The 18168-nt window shown below is 62.4% G+C and carries 16 protein-coding genes and 1 pseudogene; 7 read left to right on the top strand and 10 right to left on the bottom strand.

From position 1 onward, the window contains the following. Positions 1-327: 327 nt before the first annotated feature. The 5 genes from EOA19_RS33505 to mnmE form a co-directional block, all read right to left on the bottom strand. On the bottom strand, positions 328-1218 hold the full coding sequence (locus tag EOA19_RS33505; RefSeq protein ID WP_128305996.1) for a ParB/RepB/Spo0J family partition protein: 891 nt from the start codon (positions 1216-1218) through the stop codon (positions 328-330). Between the two features lie 69 nt (positions 1219-1287). Next, entirely contained in the window at positions 1288-2088 is an 801-nt protein-coding gene (locus EOA19_RS33500; RefSeq protein WP_013528736.1) for a ParA family protein, read from the bottom strand. A gap of 54 nt (positions 2089-2142) precedes the next feature. Continuing rightward, the gene (gene rsmG / locus EOA19_RS33495) at positions 2143-2775 is read right to left on the bottom strand and encodes a 16S rRNA (guanine(527)-N(7))-methyltransferase RsmG (protein WP_128305995.1); all 633 of its coding nucleotides are present in this window, start codon (positions 2773-2775) and stop codon (positions 2143-2145) included. Next, positions 2772-4652, bottom strand: a complete 1881-nt coding sequence (gene mnmG, locus EOA19_RS33490) for a tRNA uridine-5-carboxymethylaminomethyl(34) synthesis enzyme MnmG (protein ID WP_128305994.1) — start codon at positions 4650-4652, stop codon at positions 2772-2774. The genes rsmG and mnmG overlap by 4 nt, the downstream gene beginning before the upstream one ends. Before the next feature lie 420 nt (positions 4653-5072). Beyond that, positions 5073-6404, bottom strand: coding sequence for a tRNA uridine-5-carboxymethylaminomethyl(34) synthesis GTPase MnmE (gene mnmE, locus EOA19_RS33485; protein ID WP_128305993.1), 1332 nt, complete (start codon positions 6402-6404; stop codon positions 5073-5075). Between the two features lie 62 nt (positions 6405-6466). Between mnmE and EOA19_RS33480 the strand changes: the two genes are divergently transcribed. Further along, positions 6467-8485 carry a thioredoxin domain-containing protein gene (locus tag EOA19_RS33480; RefSeq protein WP_128305992.1) on the top strand — a complete coding sequence of 673 codons (2019 nt, stop codon included), beginning with the start codon at positions 6467-6469 and terminating at the stop codon, positions 8483-8485. A gap of 1 nt (position 8486) precedes the next feature. Here EOA19_RS33480 and EOA19_RS33475 read toward each other — a convergent pair whose 3' ends face one another. The 4 genes from EOA19_RS33475 to hemE form a co-directional block, all read right to left on the bottom strand. Next, positions 8487-9407 carry an EamA family transporter gene (locus tag EOA19_RS33475; RefSeq protein ID WP_128305991.1) on the bottom strand — a complete coding sequence of 307 codons (921 nt, stop codon included), beginning with the start codon at positions 9405-9407 and terminating at the stop codon, positions 8487-8489. Positions 9408-9579: 172 nt separating this feature from the next. Then, a complete protein-coding gene (gene rho, locus EOA19_RS33470) occupies positions 9580-10845 on the bottom strand; it encodes a transcription termination factor Rho (protein ID WP_013528732.1) in 1266 nt (421 codons plus the stop codon). 229 nt (positions 10846-11074) lie between these two features. Continuing rightward, positions 11075-11611: a protoporphyrinogen oxidase HemJ gene (gene hemJ, locus EOA19_RS33465; RefSeq protein WP_023813412.1), complete on the bottom strand. Its 537-nt coding sequence runs from the start codon at positions 11609-11611 to the stop codon at positions 11075-11077. Further along, positions 11611-12642 carry a uroporphyrinogen decarboxylase gene (gene hemE / locus EOA19_RS33460; RefSeq protein WP_128305990.1) on the bottom strand — a complete coding sequence of 344 codons (1032 nt, stop codon included), beginning with the start codon at positions 12640-12642 and terminating at the stop codon, positions 11611-11613. Before hemE ends, hemJ begins: the two co-directional genes overlap by 1 nt. A 404-nt stretch (positions 12643-13046) precedes the next feature. On the opposite strand from hemE, the gene EOA19_RS33455 reads away from it, so the two are divergent. The 5 genes from EOA19_RS33455 (at position 13047) to dnaQ (ending at position 17282) form a co-directional block, all read left to right on the top strand. Then, the gene (locus EOA19_RS33455) at positions 13047-13868 is read left to right on the top strand and encodes a pyruvate, water dikinase regulatory protein (protein WP_023813414.1); all 822 of its coding nucleotides are present in this window, start codon (positions 13047-13049) and stop codon (positions 13866-13868) included. A gap of 382 nt (positions 13869-14250) precedes the next feature. Beyond that, on the top strand, positions 14251-14850 hold the full coding sequence (locus EOA19_RS33450) for a Maf-like protein (RefSeq protein WP_023813415.1): 600 nt from the start codon (positions 14251-14253) through the stop codon (positions 14848-14850). After that, positions 14843-15685 carry a shikimate dehydrogenase gene (locus EOA19_RS33445; RefSeq protein WP_023813416.1) on the top strand — a complete coding sequence of 281 codons (843 nt, stop codon included), beginning with the start codon at positions 14843-14845 and terminating at the stop codon, positions 15683-15685. Before EOA19_RS33450 ends, EOA19_RS33445 begins: the two co-directional genes overlap by 8 nt. Then, the gene (gene coaE / locus EOA19_RS33440) at positions 15682-16281 is read left to right on the top strand and encodes a dephospho-CoA kinase (RefSeq protein WP_023813417.1); all 600 of its coding nucleotides are present in this window, start codon (positions 15682-15684) and stop codon (positions 16279-16281) included. Before EOA19_RS33445 ends, coaE begins: the two co-directional genes overlap by 4 nt. Positions 16282-16577: 296 nt before the next feature. Then, positions 16578-17282: a DNA polymerase III subunit epsilon gene (gene dnaQ, locus EOA19_RS33430; RefSeq protein ID WP_023813418.1), complete on the top strand. Its 705-nt coding sequence runs from the start codon at positions 16578-16580 to the stop codon at positions 17280-17282. A 166-nt stretch (positions 17283-17448) separates the two neighbouring features. On the opposite strand, the pseudogene EOA19_RS33425 reads toward dnaQ, so the two are convergent. Beyond that, a pseudogene (locus EOA19_RS33425) lies at positions 17449-17736 on the bottom strand (GIY-YIG nuclease family protein). Between the two features lie 252 nt (positions 17737-17988). Between EOA19_RS33425 and EOA19_RS33420 the strand changes: the two are divergent. Then, on the top strand, positions 17989-18168 hold a 180-nt coding region (locus tag EOA19_RS33420; protein ID WP_164893027.1), incomplete at its 3' end, for a helix-turn-helix domain-containing protein.

Here is an 18168-nt window from a genome sequence, read left to right as displayed (position 1 = left end):
ACCCCTAACCCCTCCCCACAAGGGGGAGGGAGACTTCCGTTGGCGCTGGCCCAGGAGCATCGCCTGTCTTTTCGGCGCCAAGAAGAATTAAAGGCACGCGGCAGCGTTCCCTCCCCCTTGTGGGGAGGGTTAGGGTGGGGTTCTTCTTCGCAAGAATCCATATGCGATAGCCCTGCCCACGAGGGGGGGAGATTGGCAGCTTCGCCGCGTTCGCCAAACATAGGCGCCGCAAAGAGAAGGGCCGGCAACCGCCAGCCCTTTATGCCTCTTAAGCCCGTGCCAACCAGCTCAGCTGGACCTTAAGCCAGGAGTTAATTCGCCGGCTAATTACCGATCTTGCTTCAGCCTGCGGCACAGCTCATCAAGCTGTTCCAGCGACCGGTACGAAACCCGCAGCACGCCGCCCTTGCCCTTGTGATCCACCGACACAATCATGCCGATCGTGTCGGTCAACAGCTTCTCCAGCGCCAGCGTGTCGGCGTCCTTTTCGTCAGGACTTGGCGCCGGCTTGGCTTCCCTGGCGCTGCTGGTGCCGGCCGGCATCTGCGCCAGCGCTTCGGCCTGGCGCACCGAAAGGCCCTCTTCGACGATGCGCTTGGCAAGGCCGGCCGGATCTTCCGCCGTCACCAGCGTGCGGGCATGACCCGCCGACAGCGCGCCGTCGACCAGCATGTCGCGGATCACGTCGGGCAGCTTCAAGAGCCTGAGCGTGTTGGCGACATGGCTGCGGCTCTTGCCGATCACCTGGCCGAGATCGGCCTGGGTGTAGCCGTGCTCGTCGATCAGCTGCTGATAACCAAGCGCCTCCTCGACCGCATTGAGATCGGTGCGCTGGACGTTCTCGATGATCGCCAGTTCGAGCGCGGTGCGGTCGTTGACCTCGCGGATGATGACCGGAATCTCGGACAGCCCGGCGCGCTGCGCCGCGCGCCAGCGCCGTTCGCCGGCAATGATCTCGTAGCGGCCGGCCTGCGTCGGCGAAGGCCGCGCCACCACCGGCTGGACGACGCCGTGTTCGCGGATCGACTGGGCAAGGTCGGTCAGCTCGGCATCGCCGAAATGCCGGCGCGGATTTTTCGGGTTGGGGTTCAGGAACTCGATCGGCACCTTGCCGTCGGCGCTCATGCCAGGCTTTTCGGGGACTGCCGGACGATCGATCTCTCCGATCAGCGCTGCCAGCCCACGCCCCAGTCTCTTTCTTGAAAGGTCTTCGCTCATCTTTATTCCAGTTGGCTATTCCAAATCGTTTCGGTATCGAATCGGCTCTTAGCTATGCATCCAGCCTAATCAAGCGGCGCGCAACTTGCGCTCGCGGCGGATCACTTCCGACGCCAATTGCAGATAGGCCTGACTGCCGGAGCACTTCAAATCATAGAGGATCGCCGGCTTGCCGTAGGACGGCGCCTCGGACACCCGCACATTGCGCGGAATGACGGTCTCGTAGACCTTGTCGCCCATATGCGCCCGCACATCCTGCACCACCTGGTTGGCGAGATTGTTGCGGCCGTCATACATGGTCAGCACGATGCCCTGGATGGTGAGATCCGGGTTGATCGAGCGGCGCACCTGTTCGACCGTCTCCAGCAACTGGCTGAGACCTTCGAGCGCGAAAAACTCGCATTGCAGCGGTACAAGAACAGAATCGGCCGCAGCCATTGAATTCAGAGTCAAAAGGTTGAGCGATGGCGGGCAGTCGATCAGCACATAGCCGAACGGCGCGCCGCGCTCGGTCGCGGCGCGCAACGCATTGCGCAGCTTGAGCACCCGGTCGGGCGCGGAGGCGATCTCCATTTCGATGCCGAGCAGATCGAGCGTCGACGGCACGATCGACAGGCCGGGCACCGCCGTCGGGATGGCCGCGGCTTCCAGCTCCAGTTCGCCGGTCAACACGTCATAGGAGGACACAGTCCGGTCCTTGCGATCGATGCCGAGGCCGGTGCTGGCATTTCCCTGCGGATCGAGATCGACGATCAGCACCTTTTCGCCGATCGCGGCCAGCGCGGTGGCCAGATTGATGGCGGTGGTGGTCTTGCCGACACCGCCCTTCTGGTTGGCTACGGTGATGATTCGGGGGCCATTCTTCATCATGGGTCTATGCCAGAAGTTCATTTTGGGTCGCCAAAGCGTCTGACACGTCGCGGATCAGACAGATCGCAGGTTGGACAGTTCAAGGATGACCCCATGCGGGTCGGTCACACTTGGATGTTCTACCAGATCGAAGGACCATCGGTGAACGCTTTCTTGTACTTCGGTGCGGTAATCCCGGCCTTTGTGGAACAGGCCCCGCGCGCCTGACGTCAGCCATGGCGCCGACAGGTCCAGCAGCATCGAAAGCGAGGCCAGCGCCCGCGCCGTGACGATTTGCGGTGTCGAAACAAGCGCATGGCTGTCATCGATGCGGTGCGCCACCACCCGCGCCGGCAGCCTGAACTGCCCGACGACAGCCTGCAGGAAGGATGCTTTTTTGCGATTGCTTTCAACCAAATCGATGCTGGCGCCGTCACGCTCTACAAGCAGAAAAGCCATGACAAGGCCCGGAAATCCGCCGCCCGAACCGAGATCGACCCAGCGCGTCGCCCGAGGCTCGATTCGCGCCAACTGCGCGCTGTCCAGGATATGGCGCTGCCAGACATCGCCCGACGTGGATTGCGCCACGAGATTGATCCTGCGATTCCATTTCTGGAACATCTGCTCGAACGCCACCAGCCGATCGAATGTTTCACGTGAAACCGGGCCTGCCGCATCCTGCAGGCTCTCCAGGGAAAAAGAACTCACGCAACATCCTTTTGTGGGCGCTGGGCGCTCTCCGCGTGACGGACATGCGCGACGATAATCGCCAGCGCCGCCGGCGTCATGCCTTCCATGCGCTGGGCATCGGCGATGGAGCGCGGCCGCCGCGCCTGCATCTTCTGCTTCAGCTCGTTCGACAGACCCGGCACTCCGGCGAAATCGACCGTCTCGGGGATAAGCCGGCTCTCCTCATGCCGGATTTGCGCCACGTCAGTCTTCTGGCGGTCGAGATAGACAGAATACTTCGCTTCCGTCTCGAGGCGCTCCGCCGTCTTGCCGTCGATCGCCGCAAAGCGCGGATCGACGCCGGCCAGCCAAGCGACATCGACGTCAGGATAGGACAGCAATTCATAGCCGGACCGGCGCACGCCATCCCGGTTGATGTCCAGCCCGTGTCGCGCCGCCTCGTTCGGCGTCAGGGCGAGCGACTTCGCCAAGTCCCGCGCCTCATCCAGGCTTTGCATGACCTGCCCGTAGCGTTGCATGCGCTGTGCCGAAGCGATGCCCAGCTTCGCAGCCAGAGGCGTCAGTCGTTCATCCGCATTGTCGGCACGCAGCGACAGCCGGAATTCGGCCCGAGAGGTGAACATCCGGTAGGGTTCGCTGATGCCGCGGCTGGTCAGGTCGTCGACCATCACCCCAATATAGGCTTCGGTGCGGCTGAGCACGATCTGCTCGCTCCCCGCCGCCCGCCGCGCCGCATTGAGGCCTGCGAGCAGGCCTTGCCCGGCTGCTTCCTCATAGCCGGTCGTGCCGTTGATCTGCCCGGCGAGGAAAAGACCACTGATGCGCTTCGTCTCCAGCGTCTGATGCAGTTCGCGCGGATCGACGTGATCATACTCGATGGCATAGCCGGGCTGCAGCATGGTTGCGCGCTCCAGCCCCGGAATGGTTTTCAATATATCGAGCTGTACGTCTTCGGGCAGCGAGGTCGAAATACCATTGGGATAAACGGTATCATCGTCCAGCCCTTCCGGCTCCAGAAAGATCTGGTGCCCGTCCCTGTCGCCGAACTTGACGATCTTGTCCTCGATCGACGGGCAGTAGCGCGGCCCAACGCCCTCGATCGAGCCGGAATACATGGCCGACCGGTCAAGATTGGCGCGGATCAGCTCATGCGTGGCCGTCGTCGTGCGGGTGATGCCGCACTCGATCTGCGGCGTGGTGACTCGGTCCGTCATCAGCGAGAACGGCACAGGATTCTCATCCGCCGCTTGGCTTTCCAGCGACGCCCAGTCGATGGTCCGGCCGTCGAGCCGTGGCGGCGTGCCGGTCTTCAGACGGCCGAGCTTGAAGCCCGCGCGATCCATCGTCGCCGAGAGCCCAAGGCTGGCCTGCTCGTTCATGCGGCCGGCAACAATCTTCTTCTCGCCGATATGGATAAGTCCGCGCAGGAAAGTTCCGGTCGTCAAAACGACAGCGCCACAGGCAAGCCGCCTTCCATCGGCCAGGAGAACGGCCACGATCTGCCCATCGTCGATTTCGAAGTCCAGAACCTCGCCTTCGACCACGTCGAGATCTTTCTGCTGCCGAATCGCTTCCTGCATGGCGAGGCGATAGAGCTTTCGGTCGGCCTGCGTGCGCGGCCCGCGTACTGCTGGGCCCTTGCGGCGGTTGAGCAGGCGGAACTGGATACCGGCAGCATCCGCCACCCGCCCCATCAAGCCGTCCATAGCATCGATCTCGCGGACCAGGTGACCCTTGCCGAGCCCGCCGATCGCCGGATTGCACGACATGACCCCGATCGTGTCGAAACGCAGCGTCACCAAAGCGGTCTTCGCACCGGCGCGCGCTGCAGCGCTGGCCGCCTCGCACCCGGCGTGGCCACCGCCCACCACAACCACATCATAGTGATTGGTCATTTCCAAACGTCCTAGACTCAAATGAATCAGGGACACATGTCCCCGTGAGGCTTTGCTGTCAAGAAAACTCCGCGGGTCGTTTCACGTGAAACAACCTTGCGGGCTGTCAGCTCCATGTTTCACGTGAGTCACCAAGGCCGCCTGACGCGTTTCACGTGAGTCACACAGGCAGCGCAGCGCGGTGGCCCAGACGAAGCCTCCCCGCCTTCGTCATCCACGGGCGGAGCGTCCGCGAATCGGCGTCGCGGAGACCCGAGGATCCATGCCGTGACCTTGGCCAAAGAGTACAGCGGAGCAGAATTCTGCATCGTGGCCGCTGCTTTGATGTCGCGGCATGGATCCTTGGGTCTGCGCTGCGTCGCTGCGCTCCTTGCTTCGCCCGTGGATGACGAAGCGATACACCGCACTGTTTCACGTGAGTCATTTCCCAATACAGAACTGTGAGAAAATCACATCCAGCATCTCCTCGACGTCGATGGCGCCGACAATACGGCCCAGGCGATCCGCGGCAAGCCGCAACTCTTCGGCGCGCAATTCCTGCCCGACAGTCTGGCCGTCGGTTGCACGAAGCAGGTGCCTATTCGCTGCGCCAAGCAATTCGACGTGGCGCAGGCGCGATGGCAAAACATCACCGACGCTCCCGGCTGCTTCGGCAGCTCGCCGGCCGATTTCCGCCAGCAGTCTCTCCACGCCCGTCCCGTTTTTTACCGAAATGACAAGGTTGTAGTCTTCCATCGCCCCGCTCGCCGCGCGGTCTTCCAGCAGATCGCGCTTGGTGCCAACGCGCAAGGTCGGCGCCGCGGTCGGCAATGAACGAATATCCCCAGGATTCGTAACATCCTGCAGCAACAGCAAGAGATCGGCGCCATGCGCCTTGGCCCTCGCCTTCTCGATGCCGATCGCCTCGACCTTCCCCGGCGCATCGCGCAGCCCGGCCGTATCGGTAAGCCGGACCCGCAGCCCCTGGAGATCAAGTGTCACTTCAAGCAGATCCCGCGTCGTGCCGGGTTCATCCGTTACTATAGCGGCATCCCGCCGGGCCAGGGCATTGAACAGACTCGACTTACCGGCGTTGGGCGCGCCAAGGATCACGACCTCGAAGCCGTCGCGAATGATCTCGGCGGCGCGAAACCCGGCGATGTGGCGATCGATCTCGCCGATCATCGTCCTGACATCGGACCAGACCGTATCCGAAACGGAACCGGGGACATCGTCCTCATCGGCGAAATCGATTTCCGCCTCGATCATGGCGCGGGCATGGATCAGTCTGCGGCGCCAGCCGAGATAGAGTTCGCTCTGAACGCCTTCGGCATTTTGAACGGCAAAACGCCGCTGCGCCTCGGTCTCGGCGTTGACGAGATCCGCCAGTGCCTCGGTCTCGACAAGGTCGACCTTGCCGTTGAGAAAGGCCCGGCGCGTGAATTCGCCGGGTTCCGCGTGCCTGACGCCGTCAAGGCCTGCGATCGTCTCCAGCATTTTTGCCACAACGGCACGACCGCCGTGAACATGGAATTCCGCAACGTCCTCGCCGGTGAAACTGGCCGGACCGCGAAAGAAAACGACCAGGCCGGTGTCGAGCAAGGTCCCGTCGGGTGCCCTGAATCGGCGCAGAACTGCCGAGCGGTCCTTAACCATGCTGCCGGCAATCGTTTCGACTACGAATCGAGTCTGCGGGCCGGAAATGCGGATGACGCCAACCCCGGCCGGAAGCCGGCCGCTCGACAGCGCTACGATGGAACCGCCTGAAATCATTTGCCCGCTCTACCGAACCGCCCTAGCTTTACGCCTATCCGACCCATCCGAGTTTGCCCATCGTGACGTTGCCCGCGCAAAACCTGCTCGCTGAAGAAGCAAGCCCCTATCTGCAGCAGCACAGCGGCAATCCCGTGCACTGGCGCGCCTGGTCGCCGGCTTCGCTCGAGGAGGCGAAGGCGCTGGACAGGCCGATCCTGCTCTCGGTCGGCTATGCCGCCTGCCACTGGTGCCACGTCATGGCGCATGAAAGCTTCGAGAACGATGGTGTCGCCGCCGTCATGAACCGTCTGTTCGTCAATATCAAGGTCGACCGCGAGGAGCGTCCCGACATCGACCAGATCTATATGGCTGCACTCTCCGCCATGGGCGAGCAAGGCGGCTGGCCGCTGACCATGTTCCTGACGCCGGACGGCAAGCCGTTCTGGGGCGGCACCTATTTTCCGCGCGAGCCACGCTATGGCCGCCCCGGTTTCATCCAGGTGATGGAGGCGGTGGACAAGGCCTGGCGCGAGAAGCGGGCGAGCCTCAACCAGAGTGCCGACGGCCTGACCTTACATGTCGAGGCGCGGCTTGCCGGCTCGCATGCGAAAACAGGGCTCGATCGCGGCACGCTGGCTGAGCTTGCCAAGGGTATAGACGGCATGATCGACCGCGATCTCGGCGGCCTGCGCGGCGCGCCGAAATTCCCCAATGCGCCGTTCATGCAAACGCTGTGGCTGTCCTGGCTGCGCGACGGCAACGCCAGCCACCGCGACGACGTCCTACTCAGTCTTGAGCAGATGGTGAGCGGCGGCATCTACGACCATATCGGCGGCGGGCTCAGCCGTTACTCGACCGACGCCGAATGGCTGGTGCCGCATTTCGAAAAGATGCTTTACGACAATGCCCAGCTGATCCGCTTCTGCAACTGGGCCTATGCCGCAAGCGGCAACGAGTTGTTCCGGGTCCGAATCGAAGAGACGATCGACTGGCTGCTGCGCGAAATGCGCGTCGACGGCGGCGCATTTGCCGCCAGTCTCGACGCCGACAGCGACGGCGAGGAAGGGCTGTTCTACACTTGGAGCAAAGACGAGGTCGAGGCCGCACTCGGTGACGATTCCGCCTTGTTTGTCAATCACTTCACGCTCTCCAGCCCGCATGGCTGGGAAGGCAAGCCGGTTGTTCACCAAACCCTGTCCCAGCAATCGCAATATGTGATCGATCGCGAAGAGATCAGCCCGCTCAAGGGGAAACTCCTTGCAGTCCGGGAAGAGCGGGTCAGGCCCGGCCTTGACGCAAAGACCCTCACCGACTGGAACGGCCAGATGATCGCGGCGATTGCAGAAGCCGGCCGGTCGCTGGCGCGGCCTGACTGGATCGATGCGGCGGCAAAAGCCTTTGCCCATATCCGCGCTGCCAGCCGCGACGGCCGCTTGCCGCATTCGATGCTCGGCGCCAGAAAACTGTTTCCTGCTTTGTCCAGCGACTATGCCGCCATGACCAACGCAGCCATCTCGCTGTTCGAGGCCACTGGGGATTGGAGCTATGTCGACCAGGCCGGCCAGTTTGTCGAGCAGCTCGACCATTGGCACGCCGATACCGAAAAGGCAGGTTATTACCTGACTGCCTCGGACAGCACCGACGTGCCGATCCGCATCCGCGGCGATGTCGACGAGGCCATTCCGTCCGCCACCGGCCAAATCATCGAAGCACTGGTCCGGCTCGCCTCCGTCACCGGCGATCTCGAGCTGCACGAGAAAGCCTGGGAGGTCGCCGAACATGCCGCCGGCCGTGCCGCAAACCAAGCCTATGGCCAGGCCGGCATCGTCAACGCCTGCGCGCTGGCGATCGAGCCGCTCAAACTGGTCATCGTCGATACGCTGGGCTATCCAAAGCTCGTTCCGGTTGCGAATCAAAACCCGGATCCAAGGCGGGTGGACATCATCGTGCCGATCGGTACGGATACGAATCGACCCTTGCTACCCGGCGGGATGCTGCCGCCGACCGATAAAGCGGGCGCCTGGCTCTGCACCGGCCAGGTTTGTCTTCCCGCCGTCACGGATCCCGAAGAGCTGGAACGCCTTCTCAACCACCAATAGGTCAGGCGCCTTGCGCCGGCTCGGAGAACGCCTCGGTCGAAGAACCAGCCGGCCGGCGCTTGAACAGCAAATCCTTGGCGGCGATCACCGCACCGATGGTGATCAGCACGCAGGCGAGCGCCACCGACCAGTGAAACACACCAAAGCCTGCCAGCAACAGCACGATGACCGACAACAGCGGCGCGGCGTAGGACAGGGCGCCAAGGATCATGATGTCACCGTGCTTGCAGCCAAAATCCCAGGCGTAGAAGCCGGCTCCCAGAGGAATCGTGCCCAGAATGACGATAGCCGTCCACTGCGTCGGCGTCTGCGGCCAGACCGTGGTCTCAAGCATCAGGTGCAGCGAGAAAGCGACCGCCGCCGTGATGAAGCAATAACCGGCCACGACATCCGTCGGCACCTGGCCGAAGCGGCGTGACAGGACGGAATAGCCAGCCCAGATGAAGGCGCAGAAGAGCGCGATGACATGGCCCTTCATCACCCCATTGGCTAGGCCGACATTGCCGCCCTTGGTGATCACCACGATGGCGCCGGCAAGCCCTAGAACGACGCCGACGATGTGATGAACCCGGAGCCTTTCACCGGGCAGGAAGGCTGCAAAGACGACGATCAGCAATGGCCAGAGATAGGCGATCAGGCTGACCTCGACCGGCGGCGCCGACTGGATCGCAAAGAAATAGGCGCAGTGGTAGATGCATAGTCCCGCCGTGCCGATCGCCCAGACCGGCCATGGCTGCCGCAGCGATCGGATCGCGCCTGGGCGGAAGATCCAGCTGCCGGCGCCGACCAGCCCTCCGAGCAGGAAGGTCATGGCTGCCAGCTGAAACGGCGGGATCGAGCCCGCGGCGGTCGACAGCAGCGCCAGGAAAGACCAGGTCAGGATGGCCGAAAAGCCGATCAGGGTCGGGATTGTCTTCTTCACGTCGCTGCTTCCAGTTTGCAGACACGAGCTTTGCATGAACGCGAAATCGTCTGCCGCCACATACAGCCGCCCGATATCGGGAAAGCGACCTGCCGCTGGACAATGAAAAACCCCATCCCGGTCTCCCGGAATGGGGTTTCAATGCAGAGGCCGGAAGATTTCGGCCCGACCTTTACGTATTCATCGAATCGAAGAAATCGGCATTGGTCTTGGTCTGCTTCAGCTTGTCGATCAGGAACTCGATCGCGTCGGTGGTGCCCATCGGCGCCAGGATGCGACGCAGCACGAAGATCTTCTGCAGATCCTGCTTGGAAACCAGCAGGTCTTCCTTGCGGGTGCCGGACTTCAAGATGTCCATGGCCGGATAGATGCGCTTGTCAGCCACCTTGCGGTCGAGCTGGATTTCGCAGTTGCCGGTGCCCTTGAACTCTTCGAAGATGACTTCGTCCATGCGGCTGCCGGTATCGATCAGCGCGGTGGCGATGATGGTCAGCGAGCCGCCTTCCTCGATGTTCCGGGCGGCGCCGAAGAAGCGCTTCGGCCGCTGCAGGGCGTTGGCGTCGACACCACCGGTCAGCACCTTGCCGGATGACGGCACGACGGTGTTGTAGGCGCGGCCGAGGCGGGTGATCGAATCGAGCAGGATGACGACATCGCGGCCATGTTCGACCAGGCGCTTGGCCTTTTCGATGACCATTTCGGCGACCTGCACGTGGCGCACCGCCGGCTCGTCGAAGGTCGAGGAGATCACCTCGCCCTTCACCGAGCGCTGCATGTCGGTCACTTCTTCCGGCCGCTCGTCGATCAGAAGCACGATCAGATAGCATTCCGGATGGTTGGCGGTGATCGAGTGGGCGATGTTCTGCATCAGAACCGTCTTGCCGGTACGCGGCTGCGCGTTGATCAAAGCGCGCTGTCCCTTGCCGATCGGCGCGACGAGGTCGATCACGCGGGCCGAGATGTCCTTGGTGGTCACATTCTCGATTTCCATCTTCAGCCGCTTGGTCGGATAGAGCGGCGTCAGATTGTCGAAGTGGATCTTGTGACGGATCTTCTCGGGATCGTCGAAATTGATGGTGTTGACCTTGAGCAGCGCGAAATAGCGCTCGCCCTCTTTCGGGCTGCGGATCGGCCCTTCGACCGTATCGCCGGTCTTCAGCGAAAAGCGCCGGATCTGCGACGGCGAAATATAGATGTCGTCGGGACCTGGCAGATAATTGGCGTTGGCGGAGCGCAGGAAGCCGAAACCGTCCTGCAGCACCTCGACCACGCCATCACCGATGATCTCGATCTCCTGGGCGGCCAGCTTCTTCAGGATCGCAAACATCAGCTCCTGCTTGCGCATGACGCTGGCGTTTTCGACCTCGAGCGATTCGGCATAAGCGATCAGCTCTGGCGGTTTCTTGTTCTTGAACTCGGCGAGTTTCATTTCTTGCATAGACGGACCTTGAATAGATGGAGTCTGGGTAAGCTTTGGGAAAATATCGGCGGGATGCGACAAATGCCGGGCGCGGCCGAAAACAACGAGGGGCGGCGCATGACGGGAAGGAAGACCCGTCTTTTATCGTCGGTCGGGTGAAAGAGCAAGCTGCGTTTTGCGTGGCCTATGAAGGCTTAAAACGCATCAATGCCTGTCGCTGGCTCCTGGCCGTTTTGATCGACATGCATCAGAACGGCTTGACCACCACCAGGATGACGATTGCGATCATCAGCAATGTGGGGATCTCGTTGACCATTCGCCAGTGCCTGGCCGGTTTTTCATTGCGGTCCTCGGCGAATTTGCGCACCGCGCCCGAGAGATAGCCATGCATGGCCGACAGCAAAAGCACCGCCCCGATCTTGGCGTGCAGCCAGCCGCCGTGGAAACCAAAACCCTTCCAGGCGAGCCACAGGCCGAACACCCAGGTGACGATCATCGCCGGGTTGATGATGCCCCGCAACAGGCGCCGCTCCATCACCTTGAAGGTTTCCGACTGCACGGAGCCCTTCTCGGCATCGGCGTGATAGACCAGCAGCCGCGGCAGATAGAGCATGCCCGCCATCCATGAGATGACGGCGAGGATATGGATCGCCTTGGCCCAGGGATAGAAACTGTCGGGTGCCGCGAAATACAAAAGCGCGGTGAAAACGACCAGTACGGCGATACCTGATATCATGCGCATCATCGCCTGGCCGGTGCTGTTCGTGTTGTTCATCTGAGCCATCAGCGTGTCGCGCTCCGCACCTGTTTCACCATCGCCTCGACATGGGCGATCGGCGTCTCCGGCGTGATGCCGTGGCCGAGGTTGAAGATCAGCGGCCCGTCTCCCAGCGCTCCCAGGATCGCCTCGACGCCATCCGACAGCGCCTTGCCGCCAGCCACGAGCCGCAAGGGATCGAGATTGCCCTGAACCGCACCTGAGCGCTGCAATTCCTTCGCCGCGACCAAGGGCACCGTCCAGTCGATCCCCAGCGCCGTTACGCCGGTCTTTTGCCGATAGGTCCGGTAGCGCGAACCGGCGCCCTTGGGAAAACCGATGATCGGAACATCGGGATGAACCGCCCGCACCCGGCCAACGATCTCGGCCATTGGCTGAACGCAGAACAGGTCGAAAGTTTCATCGTCCAGCACGCCGGACCAGGAATCGAAAATCTGCACCACATCCGCACCCGCCTCGATCTGGCGGATGAGATAGGCGGCCGAATGTTCGGCAAGCACCTTCAGCAGTCGTTGAAACGCCACCGGCTCGCGATAGGCAAAAAGCCGCGCCGGCGCCTGGTCGGGTGTGCCATGGCCGGCGATCATGTAGGTCGCCACCGTCCACGGCGCGCCGCAGAAGCCGATCAGGGTTGTCTCTTCGGGGAGTTTGGCCCGCAACCGGCGAACCGTCTCGTAGACCGGTTCGAGATTCACGTGAAACACCCCGCCTTCCAGAGCCAAAATCTCCGGCGCGGTGATCGGCGTCAGCAGCGGCCCTCTGCCCTCTTCGAAGCGGACGTCACGGCCAAGCGCATGCGGAACGACAAGGATATCGGAAAACAGGATCGAGGCATCGAAGCCGAAGCGCTCGATCGGCTGCAAGGTCACTTCGACCGCAAGGTCGGGATCGTAGCAGAGGTCGAGGAACGAGCCTGCTCGCCTGCGTGTCTCCCGATACTCCGGCAGATAGCGCCCGGCCTGACGCATCATCCAGAGCGGAGGCGGAAAATGAGCCTTGCCCTTCAGGACATCTAGCATGATCCGGTTCTGGGGCATCGGGCGCTCGCTTCTCCCAGCCTCTTCTATAATCAAAGATTCTTATATCTAAGATTCTTCTGATTCTAAGAGTCTGTTGGTTCTGGTGGTTGTCACCTGTCCCGCTTTGCCCCGGAAAACACCAGCCAACATATTGTCGCGTGCTTCTTTTTCCCAGATGTAGGGTTCTGGGGATAGCTCCGAATCGATCAATCGAGTCAAAGTGTTAGGCACAGCGGTGAAAGGCGGGTCCTGTGGACGGACCGTAGTCGAAAAAAGCCGTCCCCAAGCTTGTCCCCAGTCGCCCGACGAAGCTGACAGCGCATCGAATTGTGGACAAACTGCCATCTGATACAGTCGCCTCCGACAGGCCAGTCTTTTCATCCCGCTTTATCCACAGAAGCCCACAGCCCCAGGTGACCCCTGTGAACAAACCCCAGAGCTTCTTCCACCTGCACCTGATTTCCGACGCGACCGGCGAAACGCTGCTTGCCGCCGGCCGGGCAGCTTCGGCGCAGTACAAGGACGCGCGCGCCATAGAGCATATCTATCCGCTGATCCGCACCGAAAAGCAGGTGGCGAAGGTGTTCGAGGACATCGAGGAGGAACCGGGCATCATCCTCTATACGGTCGTCGACCAGAAGCTGGCGCGCGGCATCGACGAGCGCTGCGCGGCCATGGGTCTGCCCTGCGTGTCGGTGCTGGAGCCGGTGCTGACCGTGTTCCAGTCCTATCTAGGCACCCCGGCCGGTCGCCGCGTCGGCGCCCAGCATGTCCTCGACGCCGAATATTTCCGCCGCATCGACGCGCTCAATTTCACCATGGACCATGATGACGGCCAGTTGCCGCTCAATATGGACGATGCCGATGTGGTGCTGATCGGCATTTCTCGCACGTCGAAGACGCCGACCAGCATCTATCTCGCCAACCGCGGCATCAAGACCGCCAACATCCCGATCGTGCTTGGCGTCCCGGTGCCGGAAAGCCTGGTTGCCGCCAGCAAGCCGCTGATCGTCGGGCTGATCGCCACCGCCGAGCGCATCTCGCATGTCCGGCAAAACCGCATCCTCGGCAACAGCAGCTCGTATGAGGCATCGGATTATGTCGACCGCGCGGCGATCAGCGAAGAGCTCGCCTATGCCCGCAAGATCTGCACGCGCCATGGCTGGCCGATGATCGACGTCAGCCGCCGCTCGATCGAGGAAACGGCGGCGGCGATCGTTGCCCTGCGCGGGAAGTCGAGATAAATGAGGCTAGCAGCCGGGTGAGGTTTTGCCCGGCTATTTCGACGCCGCGAAGTTCGAAGGTCACGGCATGGATCCTAGGGTCTGCGCCGCGTCGCTTCGCTCCTTGCTTCGCCCTAGGATGACGAAGGGAGGATTGTCTCGGCCAATTTCGAAGGTTTGCGATAGCCGCCAGCTGCTGTTCGACAGCGCAGATGCCAAACCCGACATCCGCGATTGGCCAAAAAAGCCATCACGCCTTCGTCATCCTAGGGCGGAGCAGGAGCGAAGCGACGTCGCGGAGACCCTAGGATCCATGCCGTGACGGTGGTCGAAGGTGCCAGCGGTTTTCTGTTGGAGCCAGAATCTCAACAACGGTTAGACAATTGATCAGGCGCTTAAAACCATGACCGAGAAACTCATCCTCGCTTCGGGCAGCCCGTTCCGCAAGGCGATGCTCGTCAATGCCGGCGTCGATGTCGAGGCGGTGCCGGCTGAAGTCGACGAGCGGGCGCTCGAGGGGCCTTTGCAGGATAGCGGCGTCTCGCCCGAGGACGTCGCCCTGGTGCTGGCCGAGGCCAAGGCCACCGACGTCAGCGAGCGCAGGCCGGGCGTTCTGGTGCTGGGCTGCGATCAGACGCTGTCCCTTGGCGACGAGGTGTTCCACAAGCCGGCCGATAGGGAAGGCGCACGCCGTCATCTCTTGGCTCTGTCGGGCAAGACCCATCAGCTCAACAGCGCCGCTGTTCTGGTCCGCGACGGCAGGGTTTTGTGGCGGCATGTCGGCATCGCCTCGATGACCATGCGCAAGCTCGACCCGGCCTTCATCGGCCGCCATCTCGCCCGCGTCGGCGCCAAGGCGCTGTCCAGCGTCGGCGCCTACCAGGTAGAAGGCGAAGGCATTCAATTGTTCGAGAAAATCGAAGGCGACCATTTCACGATTGTCGGCTTGCCGCTGTTGCCGCTGCTCGCCGAACTGCGTGACCTGGGAGCGATCGATGGCTGAGGTGTCAAAGAAGGCCTTCGTCACCGGCCATCCGGTCAAGCATTCGCGCTCGCCGAAGATCCATGGCCACTGGCTGGCCAAACATGGCATCGACGGGAGCTACCAGGCCATCGATGTCGCGCCGCAGGATTTTGGCGCGTTCGTGAACACGTTGCAGGCAAACGACTACCGCGGCGGCAACATCACCATCCCGCACAAGGAAGCCGCTTTCGCATTGGCCGAACGCCGCGACCAGGCGGCGCAAGAAATCGGCGCCGTCAACACGCTGTGGTTCGAGGATGGCGTCCTGTGGGGCGGCAACACCGACGGTCACGGCTTTGCCGCCAACCTCGACGATCATGCACCGGGCTGGGCAAGCAAGGGTCCGGCGGTGGTGCTCGGCGCCGGCGGCGCGTCGCGCGCCGTCATCCATGCGCTGAAGGAGCGCGGCGTGACCGACATCCGCATCGTCAACCGAACGCTCTCCCGGGCTATAGAACTGCGCGATCGTTTCGGCGCCGGTGTCTCGGCGCATGGCATGGCGGCTACGGATGAACTGCTCGGCGATGCCGGCCTGCTGGTCAACACCACCGCGCTCGGCATGCATGGCAATGAAGGCCTGCCGGCCGATCCCGCCCGGCTGCCCGACCATGCCATCGTCACCGACATCGTCTATGTGCCGCTGGAGACGCCGCTGCTCGCGGCAGCGCGCGCGCGAAAGCTGAAGACGGTCGACGGCCTCGGCATGCTGCTGCATCAGGCCGCGCCCGGCTTCGAGCGCTGGTTCGGCGTCAGGCCGCGAGTTACAGCTGAACTCCGCGCGCTCATCGTTGCCGATCTGGTGCCGAAACCATGATCGTGCTCGGCCTCACCGGATCGATCGGCATGGGCAAGTCGACCACGGCCAGGATGTTCGCTGACGCCGGCGTGCCGGTCCATGATTCCGACGAGACGGTGCATCGCCTCTATGCCGGCAAGGCGGCGCCCCTGGTCGAAGCCGCCTTTCCGGGCACCACATCTGCCGGGGTGGTCGACCGGACAAAACTTGGCGCGCGCGTGCTCGGCGACGCCGCCGGGCTGAAGCGGCTCGAGGCGATCATTCACCCGCTGGTGCGCGCCGACGCCGATGCCTTTCTGGCCAGGCATCGTGGATCAGGCGCGCCGATCGCCGTCCTCGATATTCCCCTGCTGTTCGAAACCGGCGGCCGCAACCGCGTCGACAAGGTCGTCGTCGTCACCGCATCGGCCGAGACCCAGCGCGAGCGTGTGCTGGCGCGGCCAGGCATGACCGAGGAAAAACTGGCGTCGATCCTGGCCAAGCAGGTGCCGGATGCGGAAAAGCGTCGTCAGGCCGATTTCGTGGTCGACACCGGCCAGGGGCTGGACGCCGCGCGGGATCAGGTGAATGCGATCATTGCGGAACTGATCGGGGTCGGCAAGCCGGGCCATTGACACTGGCTGCCGTCTGTCAACGTCAGCGCCGCCCCTCATCTGCCTGCCGGCATCTTCTCCCCGTATAGTGACGGGGAGAAGGAGCTGGCCGCGACCTCGGCTACTCTCTTGCAAACGCAGGAGATTGGCGAAATCCTTTGCGAAGGCGTCCTTCTCCCCGTCACTATACGGGGAGAAGTGCCCGGCAGGGCGATGAGGGGCAGCGCAAACCTGTAGTGATTGCCCTGATCAGCTTCGTTTCCCATTGCCATTTTGTTCCGGTCTCATGATTCTGCTCCTTTGGAGCGACTGATTCGATGCGTGAGATCATCTTCGACACGGAAACCACCGGCCTCGATTCGCGCGACGACCGCGTGATCGAGCTGGGCGGCGTCGAGCTGGTCAACCGCTTCCCGACCGGAAAGACCTTCCACCACTACATCAACCCGCAAGGGCGCGCGATCCATGCCGAGGCACAGGCGGTGCACGGCATCAGCGCGGCGGACCTCGCGGGCAAGCCGACCTTTGCCGAGATTGTGCAGGAATGGCTGGACTTCACCGACGGCGCCAAGCTGGTCGCCCACAACGCAACCTTCGACATCGGCTTTCTCAACGTCGAGTTCGGCCGGCTGGGCCACCCCGTCATCGACAACGGCCTCGTCGTCGACACGCTGGCGCTGGCGCGCCGCAAGCACCCGATGGGCCCCAATTCGCTCGATGCGCTCTGCCGGCGTTACGGCATCGACAACACCAGGCGCACCAAGCACGGCGCCCTGCTCGATTCCGAATTGCTGGCCGAGGTCTATATCGAGCTGATCGGCGGCAAGCAGGCGGCCCTTATCCTCGACAGCGCCACCGCGCCGGCGCAAGGCGAAAATGTCCGCCAGATCGAGATCATCATCAGCCAGCGCCCGGCACCCCTGCGGCCCCGCCTCACCGAAGCCGAACGCGCCGCGCACGCCGGCATGGTCGGGACGTTGGGTGAGAAGGCGTTGTGGCTGAAGGTTGCTGCTGGCAGTTAGAGAAGCGATGGCGGCAAGGCTGGAAGGGCCGACCCTCAAGATTGGCAGCGGACCCCCATAACTTCGTCATCCTAGGGCGAAGCAAGGAGCGAAGCGACGCGGCGCAGACCCTAGGATCCATGCCGTGACGGTGATGATATGTTCCGGCGGTGCAAGAAACCGAGCGTTACCACCCCGTCCCGCGAAACAGCTCGAACCACTCTGGATTGGCCTTTTCGATCAATTCGATCTTCCATTGGCGCGGCCAGCGCTTCAGGGACTTCTCACGTTGGATCGCGTCGGTGATGTCGAAAAACTCCTCCTACCAGACCAGCCGCTGAACACCGTAGCGGCTGGTGAAATTAGAGCCTTGGCCCGACTTGTGCTCCGGCATGCGGCGACCGGGGTCGTTGGTGACACCGATATAGAGGGTGCCACCTTTCTGGCTCGCAGTCATGTAGACATAACCGGTCATGGTTTTAGCGTAGCGAGCACAGGCGCGGGGACAAGCGCCATTCTGATCCGTTGCATTCTAAGGCGAATGTCACGGCATGGATTCTAGGGTCTGCGTTGCGTCGCTACGCTCCTTGCTCCGCCCTAGGATGACGAAGACGCGAGGGGCCTTCAGCCAACCTCGAAGGGGCGCTGCCCCGCCAGCGTTCCAAACAGAAAACCCGGCACAATGAACTGACCCCCGAAAGTTGGACATCCACCTTCGGGGGTTTTCATGTCCAAACACAGCGAGAGTTTGAAGCGCACTGTTGTTGATCGTTATTTGAATGGTGAAGAGAGCTATGCGAGCGCCGGTGCAGCCGACGGCGTAGATGCTGCAACGGTGCGCAAATGGGTTGCGAGCTATCAAGCGCACGGGGTTGCCGGCCTCGCTCGCAAGCTCAGCCACTATGAC

Source organism: Mesorhizobium sp. M7A.F.Ca.US.010.02.1.1 (assembly GCF_004023085.1).
Classification (GTDB): domain Bacteria; phylum Pseudomonadota; class Alphaproteobacteria; order Rhizobiales; family Rhizobiaceae; genus Mesorhizobium.
This window is presented reverse-complemented; position numbering and strand designations above follow the sequence as displayed.